At 41.9% G+C, this 17,289-nt stretch carries 17 protein-coding genes, 2 pseudogenes and 2 riboswitches; of the genes and pseudogenes, 13 read left to right on the top strand and 6 right to left on the bottom strand.

The genetic code is table 11. From position 1 onward, the window contains the following. The first annotated feature begins 9 nt into the window (after window positions 1-9). The 10 genes from nagA to LJE11_RS04250 all read left to right on the top strand — a co-directional run bounded on the left by nagA (window position 10) and on the right by LJE11_RS04250 (window position 7,586). On the top strand, window positions 10-1,113 hold the full coding sequence (gene nagA, locus LJE11_RS04210) for an N-acetylglucosamine-6-phosphate deacetylase (protein ID WP_227295590.1): 1,104 nt from the start codon (window positions 10-12) through the stop codon (window positions 1,111-1,113). Between the two features lie 85 nt (window positions 1,114-1,198). Continuing rightward, entirely contained in the window at window positions 1,199-1,903 is a 705-nt protein-coding gene (locus tag LJE11_RS04215) for an N-acetylmannosamine-6-phosphate 2-epimerase (protein ID WP_255655356.1), read from the top strand. A 392-nt stretch (window positions 1,904-2,295) separates the two neighbouring features. Further along, window positions 2,296-3,027, top strand: coding sequence for a histidine phosphatase family protein (locus LJE11_RS04220; RefSeq protein ID WP_055057683.1), 732 nt, complete (start codon window positions 2,296-2,298; stop codon window positions 3,025-3,027). 27 nt (window positions 3,028-3,054) lie between these two features. Next, window positions 3,055-3,216: a hypothetical protein gene (locus LJE11_RS04225; protein ID WP_226839509.1), complete on the top strand. Its 162-nt coding sequence runs from the start codon at window positions 3,055-3,057 to the stop codon at window positions 3,214-3,216. A gap of 8 nt (window positions 3,217-3,224) precedes the next feature. Next, on the top strand, window positions 3,225-3,422 hold the full coding sequence (locus LJE11_RS20735; protein ID WP_368253024.1) for a hypothetical protein: 198 nt from the start codon (window positions 3,225-3,227) through the stop codon (window positions 3,420-3,422). Then, a complete protein-coding gene (locus tag LJE11_RS04230; protein WP_227295591.1) occupies window positions 3,349-4,209 on the top strand; it encodes a DUF6320 domain-containing protein in 861 nt (286 codons plus the stop codon). Before LJE11_RS20735 ends, LJE11_RS04230 begins: the two co-directional genes overlap by 74 nt. 44 nt (window positions 4,210-4,253) lie before the next feature. Then, window positions 4,254-4,362: riboswitch (TPP riboswitch) on the top strand. A 253-nt stretch (window positions 4,363-4,615) separates the two neighbouring features. Then, window positions 4,616-4,819: a sulfur carrier protein ThiS gene (gene thiS / locus LJE11_RS04235; protein ID WP_008707075.1), complete on the top strand. Its 204-nt coding sequence runs from the start codon at window positions 4,616-4,618 to the stop codon at window positions 4,817-4,819. Between the two features lie 51 nt (window positions 4,820-4,870). Further along, entirely contained in the window at window positions 4,871-5,650 is a 780-nt protein-coding gene (locus tag LJE11_RS04240; protein WP_008707074.1) for a thiazole synthase, read from the top strand. Between the two features lie 117 nt (window positions 5,651-5,767). Continuing rightward, window positions 5,768-7,009, top strand: coding sequence for a 2-iminoacetate synthase ThiH (thiH, locus tag LJE11_RS04245; protein ID WP_173701071.1), 1,242 nt, complete (start codon window positions 5,768-5,770; stop codon window positions 7,007-7,009). A 1-nt stretch (window position 7,010) separates the two neighbouring features. Then, entirely contained in the window at window positions 7,011-7,586 is a 576-nt protein-coding gene (locus tag LJE11_RS04250; RefSeq protein WP_020993274.1) for a thiamine phosphate synthase, read from the top strand. A gap of 59 nt (window positions 7,587-7,645) precedes the next feature. Here LJE11_RS04250 and thiC read toward each other — a convergent pair whose 3' ends face one another. From thiC to LJE11_RS04265, 3 genes are all read right to left on the bottom strand, one after another. Then, window positions 7,646-8,956, bottom strand: coding sequence for a phosphomethylpyrimidine synthase ThiC (thiC, locus tag LJE11_RS04255; protein ID WP_008707069.1), 1,311 nt, complete (start codon window positions 8,954-8,956; stop codon window positions 7,646-7,648). 314 nt (window positions 8,957-9,270) lie between these two features. Next, a riboswitch (TPP riboswitch) is annotated at window positions 9,271-9,379 on the bottom strand. Between the two features lie 101 nt (window positions 9,380-9,480). Continuing rightward, on the bottom strand, window positions 9,481-10,488 hold the full coding sequence (locus LJE11_RS04260) for a fibronectin type III domain-containing protein (RefSeq protein WP_119253087.1): 1,008 nt from the start codon (window positions 10,486-10,488) through the stop codon (window positions 9,481-9,483). A gap of 168 nt (window positions 10,489-10,656) precedes the next feature. Continuing rightward, on the bottom strand, window positions 10,657-10,935 hold the full coding sequence (locus tag LJE11_RS04265) for a type II toxin-antitoxin system HicB family antitoxin (protein WP_008707065.1): 279 nt from the start codon (window positions 10,933-10,935) through the stop codon (window positions 10,657-10,659). A gap of 124 nt (window positions 10,936-11,059) precedes the next feature. Between LJE11_RS04265 and LJE11_RS04270 the strand changes: the two genes are divergently transcribed. Next, the gene (locus LJE11_RS04270) at window positions 11,060-11,866 is read left to right on the top strand and encodes a DNA-3-methyladenine glycosylase family protein (protein ID WP_055053335.1); all 807 of its coding nucleotides are present in this window, start codon (window positions 11,060-11,062) and stop codon (window positions 11,864-11,866) included. Between the two features lie 95 nt (window positions 11,867-11,961). On the opposite strand, the pseudogene LJE11_RS20240 reads toward LJE11_RS04270, so the two are convergent. Next, window positions 11,962-12,366 (bottom strand): annotated as a pseudogene (locus LJE11_RS20240) (DUF6783 domain-containing protein). Here LJE11_RS20240 and LJE11_RS20245 point away from each other — a divergent pair. After that, window positions 12,325-12,423: pseudogene (locus tag LJE11_RS20245) on the top strand (DUF6783 domain-containing protein); the annotation flags it as partial. The pseudogenes LJE11_RS20240 and LJE11_RS20245 sit on opposite strands and share 42 nt — an antisense overlap. Window positions 12,424-12,503: 80 nt before the next feature. Here the strand turns inward: LJE11_RS20245 and LJE11_RS04280 are convergent. Continuing rightward, on the bottom strand, window positions 12,504-13,151 hold the full coding sequence (locus LJE11_RS04280) for an endonuclease III domain-containing protein (protein WP_025579857.1): 648 nt from the start codon (window positions 13,149-13,151) through the stop codon (window positions 12,504-12,506). 378 nt (window positions 13,152-13,529) lie between these two features. Between LJE11_RS04280 and LJE11_RS04285 the strand changes: the two genes are divergently transcribed. Next, on the top strand, window positions 13,530-14,741 hold the full coding sequence (locus tag LJE11_RS04285; protein ID WP_118569150.1) for an MBL fold metallo-hydrolase: 1,212 nt from the start codon (window positions 13,530-13,532) through the stop codon (window positions 14,739-14,741). Between the two features lie 183 nt (window positions 14,742-14,924). Here LJE11_RS04285 and LJE11_RS04290 read toward each other — a convergent pair whose 3' ends face one another. Further along, the gene (locus tag LJE11_RS04290; RefSeq protein WP_118338973.1) at window positions 14,925-17,192 is read right to left on the bottom strand and encodes a glycogen/starch/alpha-glucan phosphorylase; all 2,268 of its coding nucleotides are present in this window, start codon (window positions 17,190-17,192) and stop codon (window positions 14,925-14,927) included. Window positions 17,193-17,289: the final 97 nt, after the last annotated feature.

Raw genomic sequence — 17,289 nt, forward strand, 5'->3', positions numbered from 1 at the left:
AAAAATCAGATGATTATAAAGAATGGAAAAGTTTTTCAGGAAGATGGCAGTTATAAAGTCGCAGATCTGTATGTAGAGAACGGCAGAATTGTGGCTTCAGCAGATGAAGTAACCGATAAAACGGAACTGGATGCATCGGGACTGAAGGTTCTGCCCGGACTGGTAGATATCCACAGCCATGGTGCAGTCAGACATGATTTCTCAGATGCAGATGTTGATGGGTTAAGAACAATCCTTCAGTATGAAAAATCTCATGGAATCACATCCTATTGCCCGACATCCATGACACTTCCGAAAGAAGAATTACTTAAGATTTTCCAGACTGCAAAAGATGTAGAACAGGATGAAACCTGTGCACGTATTGTGGGTATCAATATGGAAGGACCTTTCCTTGATCCTGCGAAAAAGGGAGCACATGTAGAAGGCTATATCCGTAAACCGGATATTGAATTTTTCAGAGCATGTAACGAAGCTGCGGGCGGAATGATCAAACTGGTAACTCTTGCACCGAATATGGAAGGCTCTGAGGAATTTATCAGAGAATTACATAATGAAGTGGTTATTTCCATCGGACATACAGCAGCAGATTATGGCTGCGCAGCAGAAGCGATGAAAGAGGGAGCACTTCATGTAACTCATCTTTATAATGCCATGAACGCTATGGGACACAGAGAACCCGGTGTGATCGGTGCAGCAGCAGACAATCAGGACTGTATGGTAGAGATGATCGGTGATGGAATCCACATCCATCCTGTAACTGTACGCAATACCTTTCGTTTATTTGGAGACAGCAGAGTCGTCCTTATCAGTGACTCCATGATGGCAACAGGTATGGAGAACGGACTGTATGAACTGGGCGGACAGGAAGTGACCATGAAAGACAGAAAGGCAACTCTGGCAGACGGAACGATCGCCGGTTCTGCAACCTGCCTTTTTGATTGTATGAAGTGTGTTATTTCCATGGGTGTACCGGAAAGAGAAGCGATTCTGGCAGCAACAGCAAATCCGGCGAGAAGTATTGGGATTTATAATGAAGTGGGTTCCCTTACTCCCGGAAAACGGGCAGATATTGTGTTGACAGACGAAGAGTTGAATATTGTTAAGGTACTGTAGTGTAAAAGAAAAGCTTTCCGACAGAATGTGCACAGATAAGAGTATGGACATTTTGCCGGAATGCAGTTCTGTATCAAGGAGAAAAATGATAACTAAAAAAGCGATTTTAGATGCGATTCATGGAAAAATGATCATTTCCTGTCAGGCGGTAGAAGGTGAACCATTATATGTAGAAGAGAAATCCATTATGTACCTGATGGCACGCGCTGCAAAACAGGCAGGCACACCTGCAATCCGTACAAGCAGTATCCGCGATGTCATAGCGATCAAAGAAGAAACCGGTCTTCCGGTGATCGGTCTGGTGAAAATCCAGTATCCCGGATATGAAGGATATATCACACCTACCATGAAAGAAGTAGACGATCTGGTAGCAGCAGGATCTGATGTTGTAGCTCTGGATTGTACACTTCGCAGGCGTGGTGATGGCATAACTGTCAATGAGTTTATCGCACAGATCAAAGAGAAATACCCGGATATTATCCTGATGGCAGATATTTCTAATTATGAAGAAGGTATCAATGCATGGAAGTGTGGTGTGGATATTGTTGGAACAACCATGAGCGGTTACACTGATTACACTTCCAAAAAGGATGAACCAGATTATGAACTGATGGAGAGGCTTGCAAAAGATACAGATATTCCGGTTATCGGAGAAGGCAAGATTCATTATCCGGATCAGGCTGTAAAAGCACTACAGACAGGTGTATGGGCGATCGTGGTAGGCGGAGCGATCACACGTCCGCTGGAAATCGCACAGAGATTTCAGAAGGCAATTGAAGCAGGTAAATAAAATGCGAACAAAAAAGGATGTGTCAGAGTTGCACATCTTTTTTTGTTATAGCAAGTGCAGTATTTTATGGAATGGCTATAAATAAACAGCCGGCCGACTTTTGCAGCAACTGAACAGGGCTGCAGAGAATTTTTAGTGCAGAAAGCGGAACTTGGTGTTAGAATAGAAGCGTCATATGATAAGCAGAACTTATCCACATCAGAAGATATTTAGTTACTGTGAACGGAGTGAACAGTAACGATATTTATGAGGAAACAATCCCTCCGGTTACAGAAGAATGTGGAAATTAAAAAAACTCAGATAAGATCTATGAATGGAAGATGCCAGACTATTTGGATACGATCTGATCTGAGATAATAGAAGAACTGAGACAAAAGAAAGGAACAATACGAATGAGATTATTGATCGTGCGACATGGAGATCCGGATTATTCCATTGATTCTCTTACAGAAAAAGGCTGGAAAGAAGCAGAATATCTGTCAGAAAGATTGTCAAAACTTGATGTAAAGGATTTCTATGTATCACCTCTTGGAAGGGCAAAGGATACAGCCTCTTTTACATTGAAGAAAATGAACCGTACAGCAGTTGAGTGTGACTGGCTGAGGGAATTTGATGTTCTGATCGATCGCCCGGATGTTACTGACAGGCAGAAGAGATTATGGGACTGGCTTCCGCAGGACTGGACACAGGACGAGAGATTTTACCAGTATGATCACTGGTATGAAAACGAGAGACTTCAGCAGTCGGATGCCAAAGGATACTATGACTATGTAACAGGAAAGTTTGATAAGCTTCTTGCCGAACATGGTTATGTACGTGAAGGACATTATTACAGAGTGGAGAAACCAAATGAAGATACGCTGGTATTCTTCTGCCATTTTGGTCTGGAATGTGTGCTTCTTGCGCATCTGATCGGTGCTTCTCCAATGGTACTGTGGCATGGATTCTGCGCAGCACCAAGTTCAGTGACAACTGTCAATACAGAAGAACGAAGAGAAGGAATCGCAAGTTTTCGTATTAGTGCATTTGGTGATATTTCCCATTTATATGTGCATGATGAACCACCGGCATTTGCCGCAAGATTCTGTGAAATGTACAGTAATACGGATGAGCGCCACGATTGATTAACCAGGTAATTCACCTGCGGAGCCATGCATTTCCTGCAGGAACTGGTTCAGGATTATCTGATCCTGGCACATCCACAGGCAGATCTTCCGCAGATTGAGCATGCAGAGGAAATTACACATGGAGATAAAGAAGAGATATCCACCGGAAAGCCCGCTCCTGTGGAGTTTCCATCACTGTTTTACTGACAGCAATGATGTTGTGTTCTATTCGGGAAGAGATTCCAAAGAATCAGCAGAAACGACCGGTAGCATTGATGATTCCGGTGAATCTGAGAAATTATTTTCCGTCTCAGTCTATGACAAATTTCTTTGGATGGATTGAGGTGGGATATATATTTTCTGATGATCGGAGCCAATCTGGGAAGCAGGAGCATTACGGCAGTTTATTCTAATATCGGCATTATTCGTTTGCCGGAGGAGTACAAAGAATATATTCAGCATTTTGGGATTTTTGCAAGTACCAATTCTTTGCAGATGTGTTCCTGTTCTTATGGGGATGAGATGGTACTGGGATTTACTTCCAAGATACCGAATGACAGTATCCAGAGGAATTTCCAGCGGATGCTTGGAGAGGAGAATGTTTCCCACAGAGAATTAAAGAATGAATTTCCGGGATATGGAGAAAAGCATAGGCTTGAGAAAAAAGAAAATCAGAAGGTTATCCAGACTTTTAGCTTCCTGTGTCTGGCAATTGCGGTAATTTGCGGAATGATTAATTTTATGATGGCAGATGTACTGAATTGGTTCTGGTTTGCAGGAGCAGGATGTGCCTGTGCATGGCTGGTTGTTATGGTAGCATATTATAAACGCAGGAATATTCTGAAGAATGAAATGTGGCAGCTTTTGCTCATATCAGTAATCGCAATCCTATGGGACCGGTTTACCGGATGGAAGGGCTGGTCTGTGGATTTTGTGATTCCTTTCGGGATATTGGCAGTGCAGTTTTCTGTTCCTGTGATCGCAAAAATAAACCGTCTGGAAAGGGAAGAATATCTGTTTTATCTTGTACAGGCCGGAATTGCAGGACTGATTCCGATGATATTGGTTTGGACTGGAATCGTGCAGTTTGCCGTACCTTCAGTAATCTGTGCCGGAATCAGTTTTCTGACATTGGCTGCACTGTTTATCTTCTGCAAGAAGGATACGATGCGGGAGTCTCATAAGAAACTGAGGATGTAGAAATATGGTCTTGACACACATGGGATAAAAGATTATACTTACCCATGTAAAGAAAGGGGAGCTTGTGAGCGCAGGCTGAGAGGAAGTCATCAACTTCGACCCATATACCTGATTTGGATAATGCCAACGTAGGAACCTATAAGATATGATTTTAAAGGGAGATGACTGGCATCTCCTTTTTATTTATCTCATGCATTTGAAGAAATTCAGCTGTCCGGTAATCAATCTGTAATAAGCGAGAGAAAGCCGGGGGCTTACAGGGAAATTTACATTATAACAGATGAATATTGGGAAAGATGAGAGTGAACAGAGTTCATGAAGGGGTGCACCACCGCGGGTGTATTCTTTTGTGGACTCTTTTTTATGTTGTAGAGGCCGGACCTTCTTTTCCCGGAAAGGAGAAAGTATGCTTATTACTGTTAATGGAAAAACAAAAGAATTGCAGAATACTCTTACAATAGGGCAATATCTGGAGGAAAACAGCTATGTGCCCAGCCAGATCGCAGTAGAATTAAATGAAAGAATTCTGTCAAAAGCCGAGTACAGCACTACTGTTTTACATGAAAATGACATACTGGAAATAGTCAGCTTCATGGGAGGTGGAAGATAAACAGGAATATCCTGATATCACATTATAATATACGAAAGAAGGACTTAAATTATGAGTACAAATAATGAAGACAAACTGATTTTGGGAGGTCATGAATTTACTTCCCGTTTTATTCTGGGATCCGGAAAATTTTCTCTGGATCTGGTGAAAGCATGTATTGAAAAGGCAGATGCGCAGATCATCACTTTGGCTCTGCGTCGTGCCAATGAAGGTGGACTGGCAAATATTCTGGACTATATTCCGAAAAATGTTACTCTTCTTCCCAATACTTCAGGTGCCAGAAATGCAGAAGAAGCAGTTCGTATTGCCAGACTTTCCAGAGAAATCGGATGCGGTGATTTCGTAAAGATCGAAGTGATCCATGATTCAAAATATCTGCTTCCGGATAACTATGAAACTGTTAAAGCTACAGAAATTCTTGCAAAAGAAGGATTTGTAGTAATGCCTTATATGTACCCGGATCTGAATGCAGCCAGAGATCTGGTAAATGCCGGAGCTGCCTGCATCATGCCGCTGGGTTCTCCGATCGGCTCTAATAAAGGTCTGTGCACTAAGGAATTTATCCAGATTTTGATTGACGAAATTGAGCTCCCGATCATTGTAGATGCAGGAATCGGACGTCCTTCTCAGGCGTGTGAAGCCATGGAGATGGGGGCATCTGCAGTTATGGCAAATACTGCGATTGCTACAGCAGGTGATGTGCAGATAATGGCTGAAGCATTTAAAAAAGCTATTGAAGCAGGACGAAGTGCATACCTTGCCGGACTGGGAAGAACCCTGGAAAAAGGTGCAAGCGCATCCTCTCCACTGACTGGTTTTCTTCATGAGTAATAAATAAAAAATCATTCTAAGATGCATTATTTTAGAGGATTGCTATAACTGCGGAGTAGGTATTAATTTATAGGAAAACGAAAGTTGCCAAATGGTAATAAAGAGGAGAAAACATCAATGGAAACAACAGAAAAAAATATGGAACATGGGGAACACTTCAACGAAAGTATTGTCAATGAAGTGATTCTGGAAGATATGAAAAAGAACAGGATCGATCATATGAAATATCTTCCGGGAATGGAAGTACTGGAAGAATCAGACGTGATGGATCAGGTTATTTCTGCCATGAATGCTTACGATTATGATAAATATACAGAGGCAGATGTACGCAGGGCACTTGCTCATGATAACCGTACACCAGAGGATTTTCAGGCACTGCTGTCTCCGGCTGCATTGCCTCTTCTGGAGGAAATCGCACAGGCTGCGCAGAAAGAAACCAGGAAACATTTTGGGAACAGTGTGTATATGTTTACCCCTGTTTATATTGCAAATTACTGTGAGAATTACTGTATTTACTGCGGATTTAACTGCCATAATAAGATCCGCAGAGCAAAGCTGAATGCAGAAGAGATTGATAAGGAAATGGCTGCTATCGCAAAGACAGGACTGCAGGAAATTCTGATTCTCACAGGAGAGAGCAGAGCAAAATCTGATGTAAAATATATCGGAGAAGCATGTAAGATTGCCCGGAAATATTTCAAAGTAATCGGACTTGAAGTTTATCCTATGAATTCAGATGAGTATGCACATCTCCATGAATGCGGAGCTGATTATGTAACGGTATTCCAGGAGACTTATAATTCAGATAAGTATGAAACTCTGCATCTTGCAGGGCACAAGCGTATATTTCCTTATCGTCTGAACGCACAGGAACGTGCTTTAAAGGGTGGTATGCGAGGAGTAGGATTTGCTGCACTTCTGGGACTGGATGATTTCCGTAAGGATGCTTTTGCCACCGGATATCATGCATATCTTTTGCAGAGAAAATATCCTCATGCAGAGATTGCATTTTCATGTCCGAGACTTCGGCCGATCATCAACAATGACCGTATTAATCCTATGGATGTACATGAACCACAGCTGCTTCAGGTGGTCTGCGCCTATCGTCTGTTCATGCCATTTGCAAGCATTACGGTATCTACCAGAGAGTGTGAGCGTGTACGCGATAACCTGGTTGGAATTGCTGCGACAAAGATTTCAGCAGGAGTCAGCACAGGAATCGGAAGTCATGTGGAGGATATCGAAGATAAAGGAGATGACCAGTTTGAGATTTCAGACGGAAGGTCTGTAGATGAAGTCTATAAGGCACTTTTGGATCATGATCTTCAGCCGGTTATGAATGATTATGTGTACCTCTAAAATGCAGAAAAATCCTTATGAAAATGTAATTGCAGTGACCAACCGCTCCCTGTGTCAACGTCCCTTTGCAGAACAGATCGAGCGTGTATGCAGCCTTCATCCGAAGGCGGTTATTCTGAGGGAAAAGGATCTGCCGGAGGAAGAATATTCTCGTCTGGCAGAGCAGATACTGGAAATCTGTAAGAGATATCAGGTTCCCTGCATATTACATACCTATGTAAACGTAGCAGAAAAACTGCATCATCCATACATTCATCTGCCAATATTTCTGTTGGAAAAATATGAGGGAAAGCTTGGAGGTTTCCGGCAGATCGGAAGTTCGGTCCACTCCGTAGAAGATGCATTGAAAGCAGAAAGTCTGGGAGCTGATTATCTTACGGCAGGACATATTTATACAACTGACTGTAAAAAAGGACTTCCACCCAGAGGACTGGAATTTCTGGAGAATGTCTGTAAAGCAGTAAAGATTCCTGTATATGCCATAGGAGGGATACATCCGGGAACAGGACAGTTAAATGAGATTATGGAACATGGTTCAGCCGGTGGATGTATTATGTCAGATATGATGAAGATATAGTAAATAAAAAGCCGTATTTCAACAATCAAACATGTTGAAATACGGCTTTTATAAAAGCATCATTCATCAAAAATAGTAACAATTTCACCATCCAGAATACGGTTTGTATTCTTTACGGCACAGAAGTTTCCGCACATACTGCAGGTGTCTTCTTTCTCAGGTTTGGCCTCTGCGCGGTAGCGTCTTGCTTTCTCAGGATCCATGCTGAGTTTGAACATTTCTTCCCAGTCAAGACGTTTTCTCGCTTCGCTCATCTTATAATCCCATTCTGCGGCACCGGGAACTCCTTTGGCAATATCAGCAGCATGAGCAGCAATTTTGGCAGCGATAATTCCCTCTTTTACATCAGCTGCATTTGGCAGACGAAGATGTTCTGCAGGTGTTACATAGCAGAGGAAAGCAGCACCTGAATAAGCAGCAATCGCACCGCCGATTGCGGAAGTAATGTGGTCATATCCGGGAGCAACATCTGTTACAAGCGGTCCAAGTACATAGAAAGGAGCGCCATGGCAAAGAGTTTTCTGGATTTCCATATTAGCTGCAATCTGGTTCAGCGGCATGTGGCCGGGTCCCTCGATCATAACCTGAACATCCTTTTCCCATGCACGTTTGGTAAGCTCACCGAGAGTGATCAGCTCTTCAATCTGTGCAGTATCAGTTGCATCTGCAATACATCCGGGACGACATGCATCTCCCAGACTTAAAGTGATATCATACTCTCTGCAGATATCAAGAATTTCATCAAAATGTTCATAGAACGGGTTCTCTTTTCCTGTCATTTCCATCCATGCGAACATAATAGAACCACCTCTGGAAACAATGTTCATGAGACGTTTATTCTGTTTGAAACGTGCTGCGGTTGCACGATTCATACCGCAGTGGATAGTCATAAAATCCACGCCGTCTTCTGCATGCATACGTACGATATCAATCCACTCTTCAGAAGTAATCTTGCCAAGTGCTTTGTGATAATATACTACTGCGTCGTAGATCGGAACAGTACCGATCATTGCCGGACATTCGGATGTAAGTTTGCGGCGGAAGCTTCTGGTATCTCCGTAGGAGCTGAGATCCATGATGGCTTCTGCACCCATTTCTACTGCTGAATGTACCTTTTCATATTCCATATCAACGTCTTTCCAGTCTCTGGAAACACCTAAATTTACATTGATCTTGGTGGTCAGCTTTGCACCGACACCGCTCGGACTGATGCTCTTGTGATTTTTGTTGCAGGGAATAATTACCTGTCCTTTTGCAATCAGTTCTCTTAATTCTTCCACGTCAAAGTGTTCTTTTTCTGCTACGATTTCCATCTGTGGTGTGATGATTCCCTGACGTGCCGCGTCCATCTGCGTTGTATACTGTGTCATTTTTTCCTCCTTGCCCTGCACTGTGGGCTCTTAATTGCTGCACATAGTAATAGATAAACAGCAATATTAAATGAACTGCGCCTCCTGCATACAGCAGGGACTTGCACCTGCGCATATTCGTAAGTTTTTAAGTAAACTATTGGTGTGACAGAGAGTGGTGCCCCCGGTCTGTCGTGGCAATATTTTATTGCCTTTCAGGCGTGTGAAATCATTTGCCTGACTATTTGTCCGCAATTAAAACAGGGGGGAGATAATATGATATGTCCGTTCAGAGTAAAAGGAAAACTGCAATATGCCAACAAGCATATTGCAGTGTGGAAGAACTATAACTTTCCCTACGTTGGCATTATCCAAATCAGGTAATGGGTTAAAGCGATACAGCTTACTCTCAGCCTGTTTACACAAGCACCCCTTGTCTCAATTACAATCAGTGTATCACTCAGATATGGGAAAGTCAATATAAAATTTTGGCTACGTCATTGATAACGTAGCCGGATTTATGCAATTGCTATGGATAACTATGGTCAGACTAAGGACATATTATAGGCTTTGGAATCAGAATGCCATACTTTGTTTTTCACTTTTTTATTGGCAATTACCTTAATGCCGTACTTGGTATTCTTTTTCATTCCGGTGAGTGTAAAGAAATTGGAAGTTGTTGTTTTTACTTTTTTGAAAGAACTGCTTCCCGGATATTTTATGTAAATACTGTAATTGTCTGCACCGGCAGTTCTGTTCCATTTTACGCTCATGGAGCTGTTTGTGTTGCCTGCTTTCTGAAGAGTGATGACATTGGAAATATATCTGTCCGTAGAGGTTGAACTTACATACCGTTTATTTCCCAGAACCAGGTAAGGGTAAATCTTCACCTGATAAAATGTATTGCCGGATATTGGAATGGTAAAGGAATATCTGGTATTAAAATATTTAGTTATAAGTTTGTGGGCTGCAGAACTCTGGTATACAACCTTATAACCTGTAATGGAGTTTGAAGGGTTTACAGTCTGCATATTGAAGGTATATCTGCCGGTTGATGCATAGGAAGATTTAATCTTTACCTTTGAATAAAGCGTGGTACATCCCACAGTACGGGAAGAAATCGCAATGCCGGATGAATTCAGTGCTGTGATTTTAATAACGTAAGCAGTTCCTGCTTTTAGCTTATTGATCTTAGCTTTATTGTGGGTATTGCCAATATAGCCGAGAAAACGATAAGAAGAGGAACTTAAAGGGCTGATATTGACAGCATATTTGGAAGTATTGGTAACAGGGTTCCACTGAATAGTTACAGAATTCTCGGAAGCTGCTGTCTGGCTGATCCCTGGCTGGGCGGTAAGAGAAGCGCAGGCATTCTGTGCATCAGATGATTCAATGGCAGGGGCATCAGAATCGTTACTTTGAGTCAGTTTCGCAGTTTGTTCAGCGGGTACCAGCTGTGCTGTGGCTGCGAATACAGAGGAAGCGGACGATAACGTGAGAACAGCACTGAGTGCAATACTCACAAAGAACTTTTTGAACTTTTTTGTGTTCATAGTAAAACCTCCTTTTTTGAAGTGCAAAACGAGAGAAAAAAATCGTTTTGCAGATAGTACACCGAAGTGCGTCTGAGCAGATTTAAATAATAAAAAAGCTCCGTTAATGTTTGTTTTATTGTAACATAACGGAGCTGAATTTCTGTAATTTGTCGTTGCGGGTAGTGGTTACTCATCCCATCCGTCATACATACGGATGTTGACCTGAATATTTCTTACAATATCTCCCTCCAGCAGATCCAGATCGGATTCATCGGAAATTGCAGGGAGATCCATTTCATCTTCCATTACTTCTGCATAAATCCAGTTATAAGCAGCCTCGTTTGCATTATCAATCGCATCGTCGAGAGTGTCGCCTTCAGCTTCACAACAGGCAAGATCCGGAAAAAATGCTTTATATCTGCCTTCTTCATTTTTGCGGAAAACCGCAGGATATATAAATTTCATTGGTAAGAACCCCTTTCTGCTTTACGTTTATACTTAGAATAGTATATAATACATTCATATATTCATCAAGAAAAAAAAGAGTTATTAGTAACATTGGTAACAGAAGGATAAGGGGTTATATAGTATGCTGACAATAGAAATGGATAATTTTGACTTGGGGCAGATCTGCAGATCCGGGCAGTGCTTTCGGATGGATCAGATCGGTGATGATCGTTACCGGGTGATTGCGGGAGATAAATATCTGGAACTGACTCAGGAGAGAGGAATTGTCAATTTCTTTTGTCCGGAAGAAGATTTCATTTTCTTCTGGATCCGGTATTTTGATCTGGATTGTGATTACAGTGAATATATAAACATGATTAATCCAAGGGATAAATATCTGACAGCAGCAGGAGAGATGGGAAGCGGAATCCGCATTCTGCAGCAGGACCTGTGGGAGATGATTATTTCATTCCTGATCTCTCAGCAGAATAATATTACAAGAATAAAGAAGTGTATTGAAAATATCAGCCGGGAATTTGGAGTAAGAAAAACAAGCAGCACAGGTGCAGAATATTATGCGTTTCCGACTGCAGAGGCACTGGTTTTGGCAACGGAAGAACAGCTTCGGGAGTGTAATCTGGGATACAGAGCAAAATATGTGCTGGACACAGCCAGAAAAGTCTGTTTCGGAGATATTTCACTTAACAGTCTGCATGATATGACTTATAAAGCTGCACGAAAAGAACTGCTGGGACTATATGGAGTTGGTGAGAAAGTAGCTGACTGTATCTGTCTTTTCGGATTGCATCAGCTGGATGCATTTCCTGTAGATACTCACATCCGCCAGGCGTTGGATGCCCATTATAAACGGGGATTTCCAAACAGACGTTATAAGGGCTGTCGGGGCGTGATGCAGCAGTATATATTTTATTATGAACTGATGAAGTAACAATTCAGCAGATAACGATGGAATAGTTATTTGATGAAGGTCAGAAAACAAAGAGGAGGAATGTTATTATGGAAATCGGAGCAATGTTAGACGAATTAAGAGAAAAAGCGCTGAAAGACCGTAACATCTGGCAGGAACTGATGGACACCAGAAAGGCAGAACAGCCACTTGCCGCTTTCTGCGCGAAGTGTCGGGAACTGGGATATCAGATTTATGAGATGGATCTGATCACAGCCGGAGAAGAATTTTATGCTACCATGCGAAGAAGTACCAACGGTGGAGGTGAAAACTCTCCGAAGCTTGCAGGGGAAGACGATTTCTATGAACTTTTCTTCGCAAGCCTTGAGGAGCACATTTAGGCAAATAAGAAAGTCCTCATCTGCTGAGCTAGAGTGTGTCTGAAAAATCATTCCCGCAATCTGCACGCCCCACTTTGCGGGATATTTCACCCGAATTCAGTTGCCGTAGCCCGCTACGGCGCCCTCATCCGGGCAAAATATCCCACAAATTGTGACGCACATCTTGCAGAAAGCCTTTTTCAGACACGCTCTGGTTAAAGAAACACAGAGATGGGGATTTTCTTTGGGATAATGTGTATAATGGTATGGATTATTTTGGTTATATGTGTATAAAGTAATTATTCCTGGCTGTCTACACCATTTTTTTCACAGATATCATTCAGACAGCACCTGTCACAGTAAGGTTTAGTGCGTGCTGTACAGACATCGCGGCCATGATTGACCAGGCGGTGGCAGAGATCATTGCCTTCTTCGGGCGGAATGATCTTCCATAAAGCCATTTCTACTTTCTTAGGTTCTTTCATATTATCGACCAGACCGATGCGGTTGGAGAGACGGATGCAATGGGTATCTGTCACGATCGCCGGTTTGCCGAATACATCTCCCATAATCAGATTGGCACTCTTTCTTCCAACTCCGGGAAGCTTCAGCAGAGCATCAAAATCCCCGGGAACATTGTCATGATACTGTTCGTGGAGGATTTTCATGCAGGCACTGATATCTCTTGCTTTACTCTTACCCAGACCACAGGGACGTACGATTGCTTCGATATCTGCAACATCTGCATTTGCAAGAGCTTCTACAGTAGGAAACTTTGCATACAGATCCTGTACAACTACATTTACTCTTGCATCTGTACACTGTGCAGCCAGACGCACACTTACCAGTAATTTCCATGCATTATCATAATCCAGAGTGCAGTCTGCATCAGGATATTCCTTTTTTAACCGTTCAATGACCTCGAGAGCCAATTCCTGTTTTGTCATAAGTGTTCTATCTCCATTCTGCTGATATTTTATATTTGTTTTTCCTCAGGTGTATTTGAAAAATCATTCTCACAAATTGTGACACACATCTTGCAAAAAACATTTTTCAAACACGTTCTTTTATTTCAGATGAGTTACTGTTTACTCTGTTCTCAGTAACGCAGCCAAAATTCATTCCAGATTGCCTGCGGCAATGGGATTTTGGCTTGTATGTCTCGGGATTTTGGCATATTTATGCTAAAACACCTCGCGGAATAGTGATATGTGAACAGTAACCAGTAATCATACGACACTATAATAACACAAACAACACCCTCTTGCATTTCCAATTTCCCTATATTAAAATAAAATCAACCATTGTAAACAAGAGGGAAAAGAATGAAGGTACGAATGTATAATGTAGGTTTCGGAGACTGCTTCTGTCTCCGGGACAGAAAGAAGAGTCTGCTGGTAGATTTCGGAACAAATAACAGCAGGATAGAGGGGCGCCCCAGAAGAGAAATATTTGATGTGATCATCTCAGATCTGTCTACGATCAAGAGTAAAAATCTGCTTCTGACACATTTTCATATGGATCATCTGTCAGGGCTTCTTTATATGATGAAGAAAAAAGATATTTCTGTTGACTTTGGGAAAATTTATCTTCCCGATGTTTTTTCAAAAAAAGAAATGAGCAGAACACTGGTGCTGCTGCTTCTGGCAGATTTGTTAAAAGAATCCGGACTGCCAAGCCGTCAGGTCAGCCTGTTTGCACTGGTGGATGCACTTCTGGAGAACAAACAGAACGTGGAACTGTTAAGCAGGGGAAAACTGTTTGAAAACAAATATCAGGCACTCTGGCCGGATACAGATGTAATCCGGAAGGAGACGGACGAAGTCTATAACAGAATCTGTGAAGACGGGAAATTTAAAGAAGTAATGGATGTTCTGCTTGAATTTGCAGAGAAACTGAGACTGATCGTATGGTCTATGACTGCTGAAGGCAATAAACCAGCGGAAACTGTGGAAAAAGAAACAGATTCAACAGCATCTGAGCTGACAGAACAGCCGGAGGTCCGTCAGAAAATTATCCGGGCATATGTGTATGAACGTGAATTTCGCAGAATCAAAGCACTTCCTGATTTTAAGAAACTGCTGGCATGGCTGAATGAGAATCAGATAAATCTGCGGCAGTTCAAGCATAAGATCAGTATTGTGTTCCAGAATGCCAGAGACGGAGAATTAAATCTTTTGTTTACCGGGGATGCACAGCCTGAGCATCTGAAAATGATCGCAGAGAACTATGATGGAAAATTGCCATTATACGAACATTACTGGTGTATCAAGGTGCCCCATCATGGAACACAGGGACATTATTTTGATTTCTCTCAGTATGAACCTGAAAATATGCTAATCTCTAATGGAATCCATTTTGCCAACAGCAAGAAAGAGTCAAAAGAACTCCGTACTTCACCGCTTTATGGAGGATTGTTCTATATTCCGGATACCCATATGTACTGTTCAAACTGTGACTGCTGTGACAGTTACGAGAACGGATGCTCCTGCAAGGAGGCGGATGTTATATCTCCAGCTTATTACAAGGATATATAAAGCGGTATATTTTGCTCGAATTCGGTTGCCGTAGTTATAGTCTGATTTGATTAAAATTAACATAGTGAGAGATTTTTATGACCTGATAAATATAAAACAGCAGACATCTGTATATTCCATTGAATATACAATGCCTGCTGTTGAATTTTTTACAGAATTTATATGATCATAAATTTTATTGGATTATTTTGCCGGTGTCAGGTGCCAGATATCGTTGTTGTACTGCTCGATAGTTCTGTCAGAAGAGAAGAATCCGGCTTTTGCAATATTAACCAGCATCTTCTTAGCCCATGTTTTTCTGTCTGCATAATCAGCCAGTGCCTGATCTTTTTTCTCAACATAATCGTTGAAGTCAAGCAATGTCATGAACCAGTCTTTGCTTACCAGTTCGTGGTGCAGTCTTTCGAGATTTTCTTTGTGGCCAAGTGCCAGCATCTTTTCACTTACAATGAAGTCAACACATTCCTTGATGCGTTTGTCATTTTCATAAATATCTCTGGAGCAGTAGTCAGCTTTCTCGTAATGTTCGATAACTTTCTCACTGGATTCACCGAAGATATAGATGTTATCTTCACCAACCAGTTCGCTGATCTCAACATTAGCGCCATCCATAGTTCCCAGAGTAACGGCACCGTTCAGCATGAACTTCATGTTACCTGTACCACTTGCCTCTTTGGAAGCCAGGGAGATCTGCTCAGAAATATCGCATGCAGGGAATAATTTTTCGGCTGCGGATACATTGTAGTTTTCAACCATAACAAGCTTCATGTATGGTGCAACTTCCGGATCATCTTTGATGAGATCCTGGAGTGTGAGCAGAAGATGAATGATATCCTTTGCGATCACATAAGCAGGAGCTGCTTTTGCACCGAAGATAAAGGTTACAGGCTGAGCAGGTTTCTTTCCACCCTTAATCTCCAGATATTTGCTGATGATGTACAGAGCATTTAACTGCTGGCGTTTGTACTCATGGAGACGTTTGATCTGGATATCATAGATGCTGTTCTCATTAATTTCAACACCTGTGTTAGAGAGGATAAATTCTTTACAGGTTTTCTTAGCTTCTGTTTTGATCTCAAGAAGCTTGTTCAGAACTGCCTCATCATCCTTATATTTCAGGAGATTTTCCAGAGCAGTTGCATTTTTTTTAAACTCATCACCGATCAGAGAGGTAATATAGTCTGTCAGCGGATGATTGCAGTGCATTAACCAGCGGCGGAATGTGATACCGTTAGTTTTGTTGTTGAATTTCTCCGGATAAATATCATAGAAAGCTTTCAGTTCGCTTGTTTTCAGGATTTCTGTATGCAGGGCAGCAACACCGTTGATGGAGAATCCATAGTGGATATCCATATGTGCCATGTGAACCAGGTTGTTCTTGTCGATGATGGCTACATTTTCCTGAGGATATTTTGCTTTGATCTTTTCATCCAGCTTTTCGATGATTGGTACAAGGTGAGGAACTACATCAAGAAGGTAGTCCATTGGCCATTTTTCCAGAGCTTCTGCAAGGATGGTATGGTTTGTGTAAGCACATACTTTGGATACGATTTCAGCAGCTTCATCAAAGGCGATTCCACGTTCTGTCAGGAGACGGATCAGTTCAGGAATGATCATACTTGGGTGAGTATCGTTGATCTGGATCACTGCGTAGTCTGCAAGGTCATGCAGATTGCAGCCTTTCTTTGTTGCCTCGTCAAGAATGAACTGTGCAGCATTGGATACCATGAAGTACTGCTGGAAGATACGGAGTTTACGTCCGTCATCATCGCTGTCATCCGGATACAGGAACAGTGTCAGGTTGTGAAGGATGTCCTTTTTGTTAAAGGAAATTCCATCGTGAACCATAGATTCGTCTGCCAGATCGATGTCAAATAAGTGCAGATGAATGGATTTGTTATTGTAGCCTGCAACGTCGATATCGTACAGGGAAGATTTCAGTGAGAATCCGCGGAACGGTACAGTATAGGAAACACCTGCAGGTGTGAGCCAGCTGTGTTTTTCAATCCATGGGTTCGGAGTTTCTTTCTGAAGTCTGTTCTCAAAGAGCTGTTTGAACAGTCCGAGGTGATAGTTCAGACCAATACCTTCGCCCGGAAGTCCCAGAGTTGCGATAGAATCCAGGAAGCATGCTGCCAGACGTCCAAGACCGCCGTTACCAAGAGATGGTTCCGGTTCAACTTCTTCGATAGCAGCGATTTCTTTGCCGTTTTCTTTTAAGAATTTAGCAACATCATCGTAGATTCCAAGGTTGATCAGGTTGTTGGATAATAATTTACCGATCAGGAATTCAGCGGAAATATAATAAATCTTCTTCTTTCCGTCCTGATAGCCTCTTTCGAAGAGCTGGTTCTTTGTATAGATTAATAATGCATTGTAGATTTCTTCGTCTGTGCACTGACGTGCGTTTTTCTTATACAGGTCGTAGATGAGTTTTTCTAAAGTTTCCATCGTAATCTCCCTTTCTGAAATGAATATGTGTTTTTTTATGAGTTAGATTGCTTATTTTTTAGTTTTGAATAGTGTATTGTTTTTGATTTATATCAGG

It is taken from the genome of Blautia sp. DFI.1.216, from assembly GCF_020594215.1.
Lineage (GTDB): Bacteria > Bacillota > Clostridia > Lachnospirales > Lachnospiraceae > Blautia_A > Blautia_A wexlerae.

What these genes read in the sequence shown, in the direction of transcription:
- thiH (WP_173701071.1), top strand. Translation starts at nt 5,768, where the DNA reads ATGGAAACAACAGAAAAAAATATGGAACATGGGGAACACTTCAACGAA.
- LJE11_RS04215 (WP_255655356.1), top strand. Translation starts at nt 1,199, where the DNA reads ATGATAACTAAAAAAGCGATTTTAGATGCGATTCATGGAAAAATGATC.
- LJE11_RS04285 (WP_118569150.1), top strand. Translation starts at nt 13,530, where the DNA reads ATGAAGGTACGAATGTATAATGTAGGTTTCGGAGACTGCTTCTGTCTC.
- LJE11_RS04290 (WP_118338973.1), bottom strand. Translation starts at nt 17,192, where the DNA reads ATGGAAACTTTAGAAAAACTCATCTACGACCTGTATAAGAAAAACGCA.
- LJE11_RS04265 (WP_008707065.1), bottom strand. Translation starts at nt 10,935, where the DNA reads ATGAAATTTATATATCCTGCGGTTTTCCGCAAAAATGAAGAAGGCAGA.
- thiC (WP_008707069.1), bottom strand. Translation starts at nt 8,956, where the DNA reads ATGACACAGTATACAACGCAGATGGACGCGGCACGTCAGGGAATCATC.
- LJE11_RS04280 (WP_025579857.1), bottom strand. Translation starts at nt 13,151, where the DNA reads ATGACAAAACAGGAATTGGCTCTCGAGGTCATTGAACGGTTAAAAAAG.
- thiS (WP_008707075.1), top strand. Translation starts at nt 4,616, where the DNA reads ATGCTTATTACTGTTAATGGAAAAACAAAAGAATTGCAGAATACTCTT.
- LJE11_RS04250 (WP_020993274.1), top strand. Translation starts at nt 7,011, where the DNA reads ATGCAGAAAAATCCTTATGAAAATGTAATTGCAGTGACCAACCGCTCC.
- LJE11_RS04240 (WP_008707074.1), top strand. Translation starts at nt 4,871, where the DNA reads ATGAGTACAAATAATGAAGACAAACTGATTTTGGGAGGTCATGAATTT.
- LJE11_RS20735 (WP_368253024.1), top strand. Translation starts at nt 3,225, where the DNA reads ATGTTGTGTTCTATTCGGGAAGAGATTCCAAAGAATCAGCAGAAACGA.
- LJE11_RS04260 (WP_119253087.1), bottom strand. Translation starts at nt 10,488, where the DNA reads ATGAACACAAAAAAGTTCAAAAAGTTCTTTGTGAGTATTGCACTCAGT.
- nagA (WP_227295590.1), top strand. Translation starts at nt 10, where the DNA reads ATGATTATAAAGAATGGAAAAGTTTTTCAGGAAGATGGCAGTTATAAA.
- LJE11_RS04220 (WP_055057683.1), top strand. Translation starts at nt 2,296, where the DNA reads ATGAGATTATTGATCGTGCGACATGGAGATCCGGATTATTCCATTGAT.
- LJE11_RS04270 (WP_055053335.1), top strand. Translation starts at nt 11,060, where the DNA reads ATGCTGACAATAGAAATGGATAATTTTGACTTGGGGCAGATCTGCAGA.
- LJE11_RS04225 (WP_226839509.1), top strand. Translation starts at nt 3,055, where the DNA reads ATGCATTTCCTGCAGGAACTGGTTCAGGATTATCTGATCCTGGCACAT.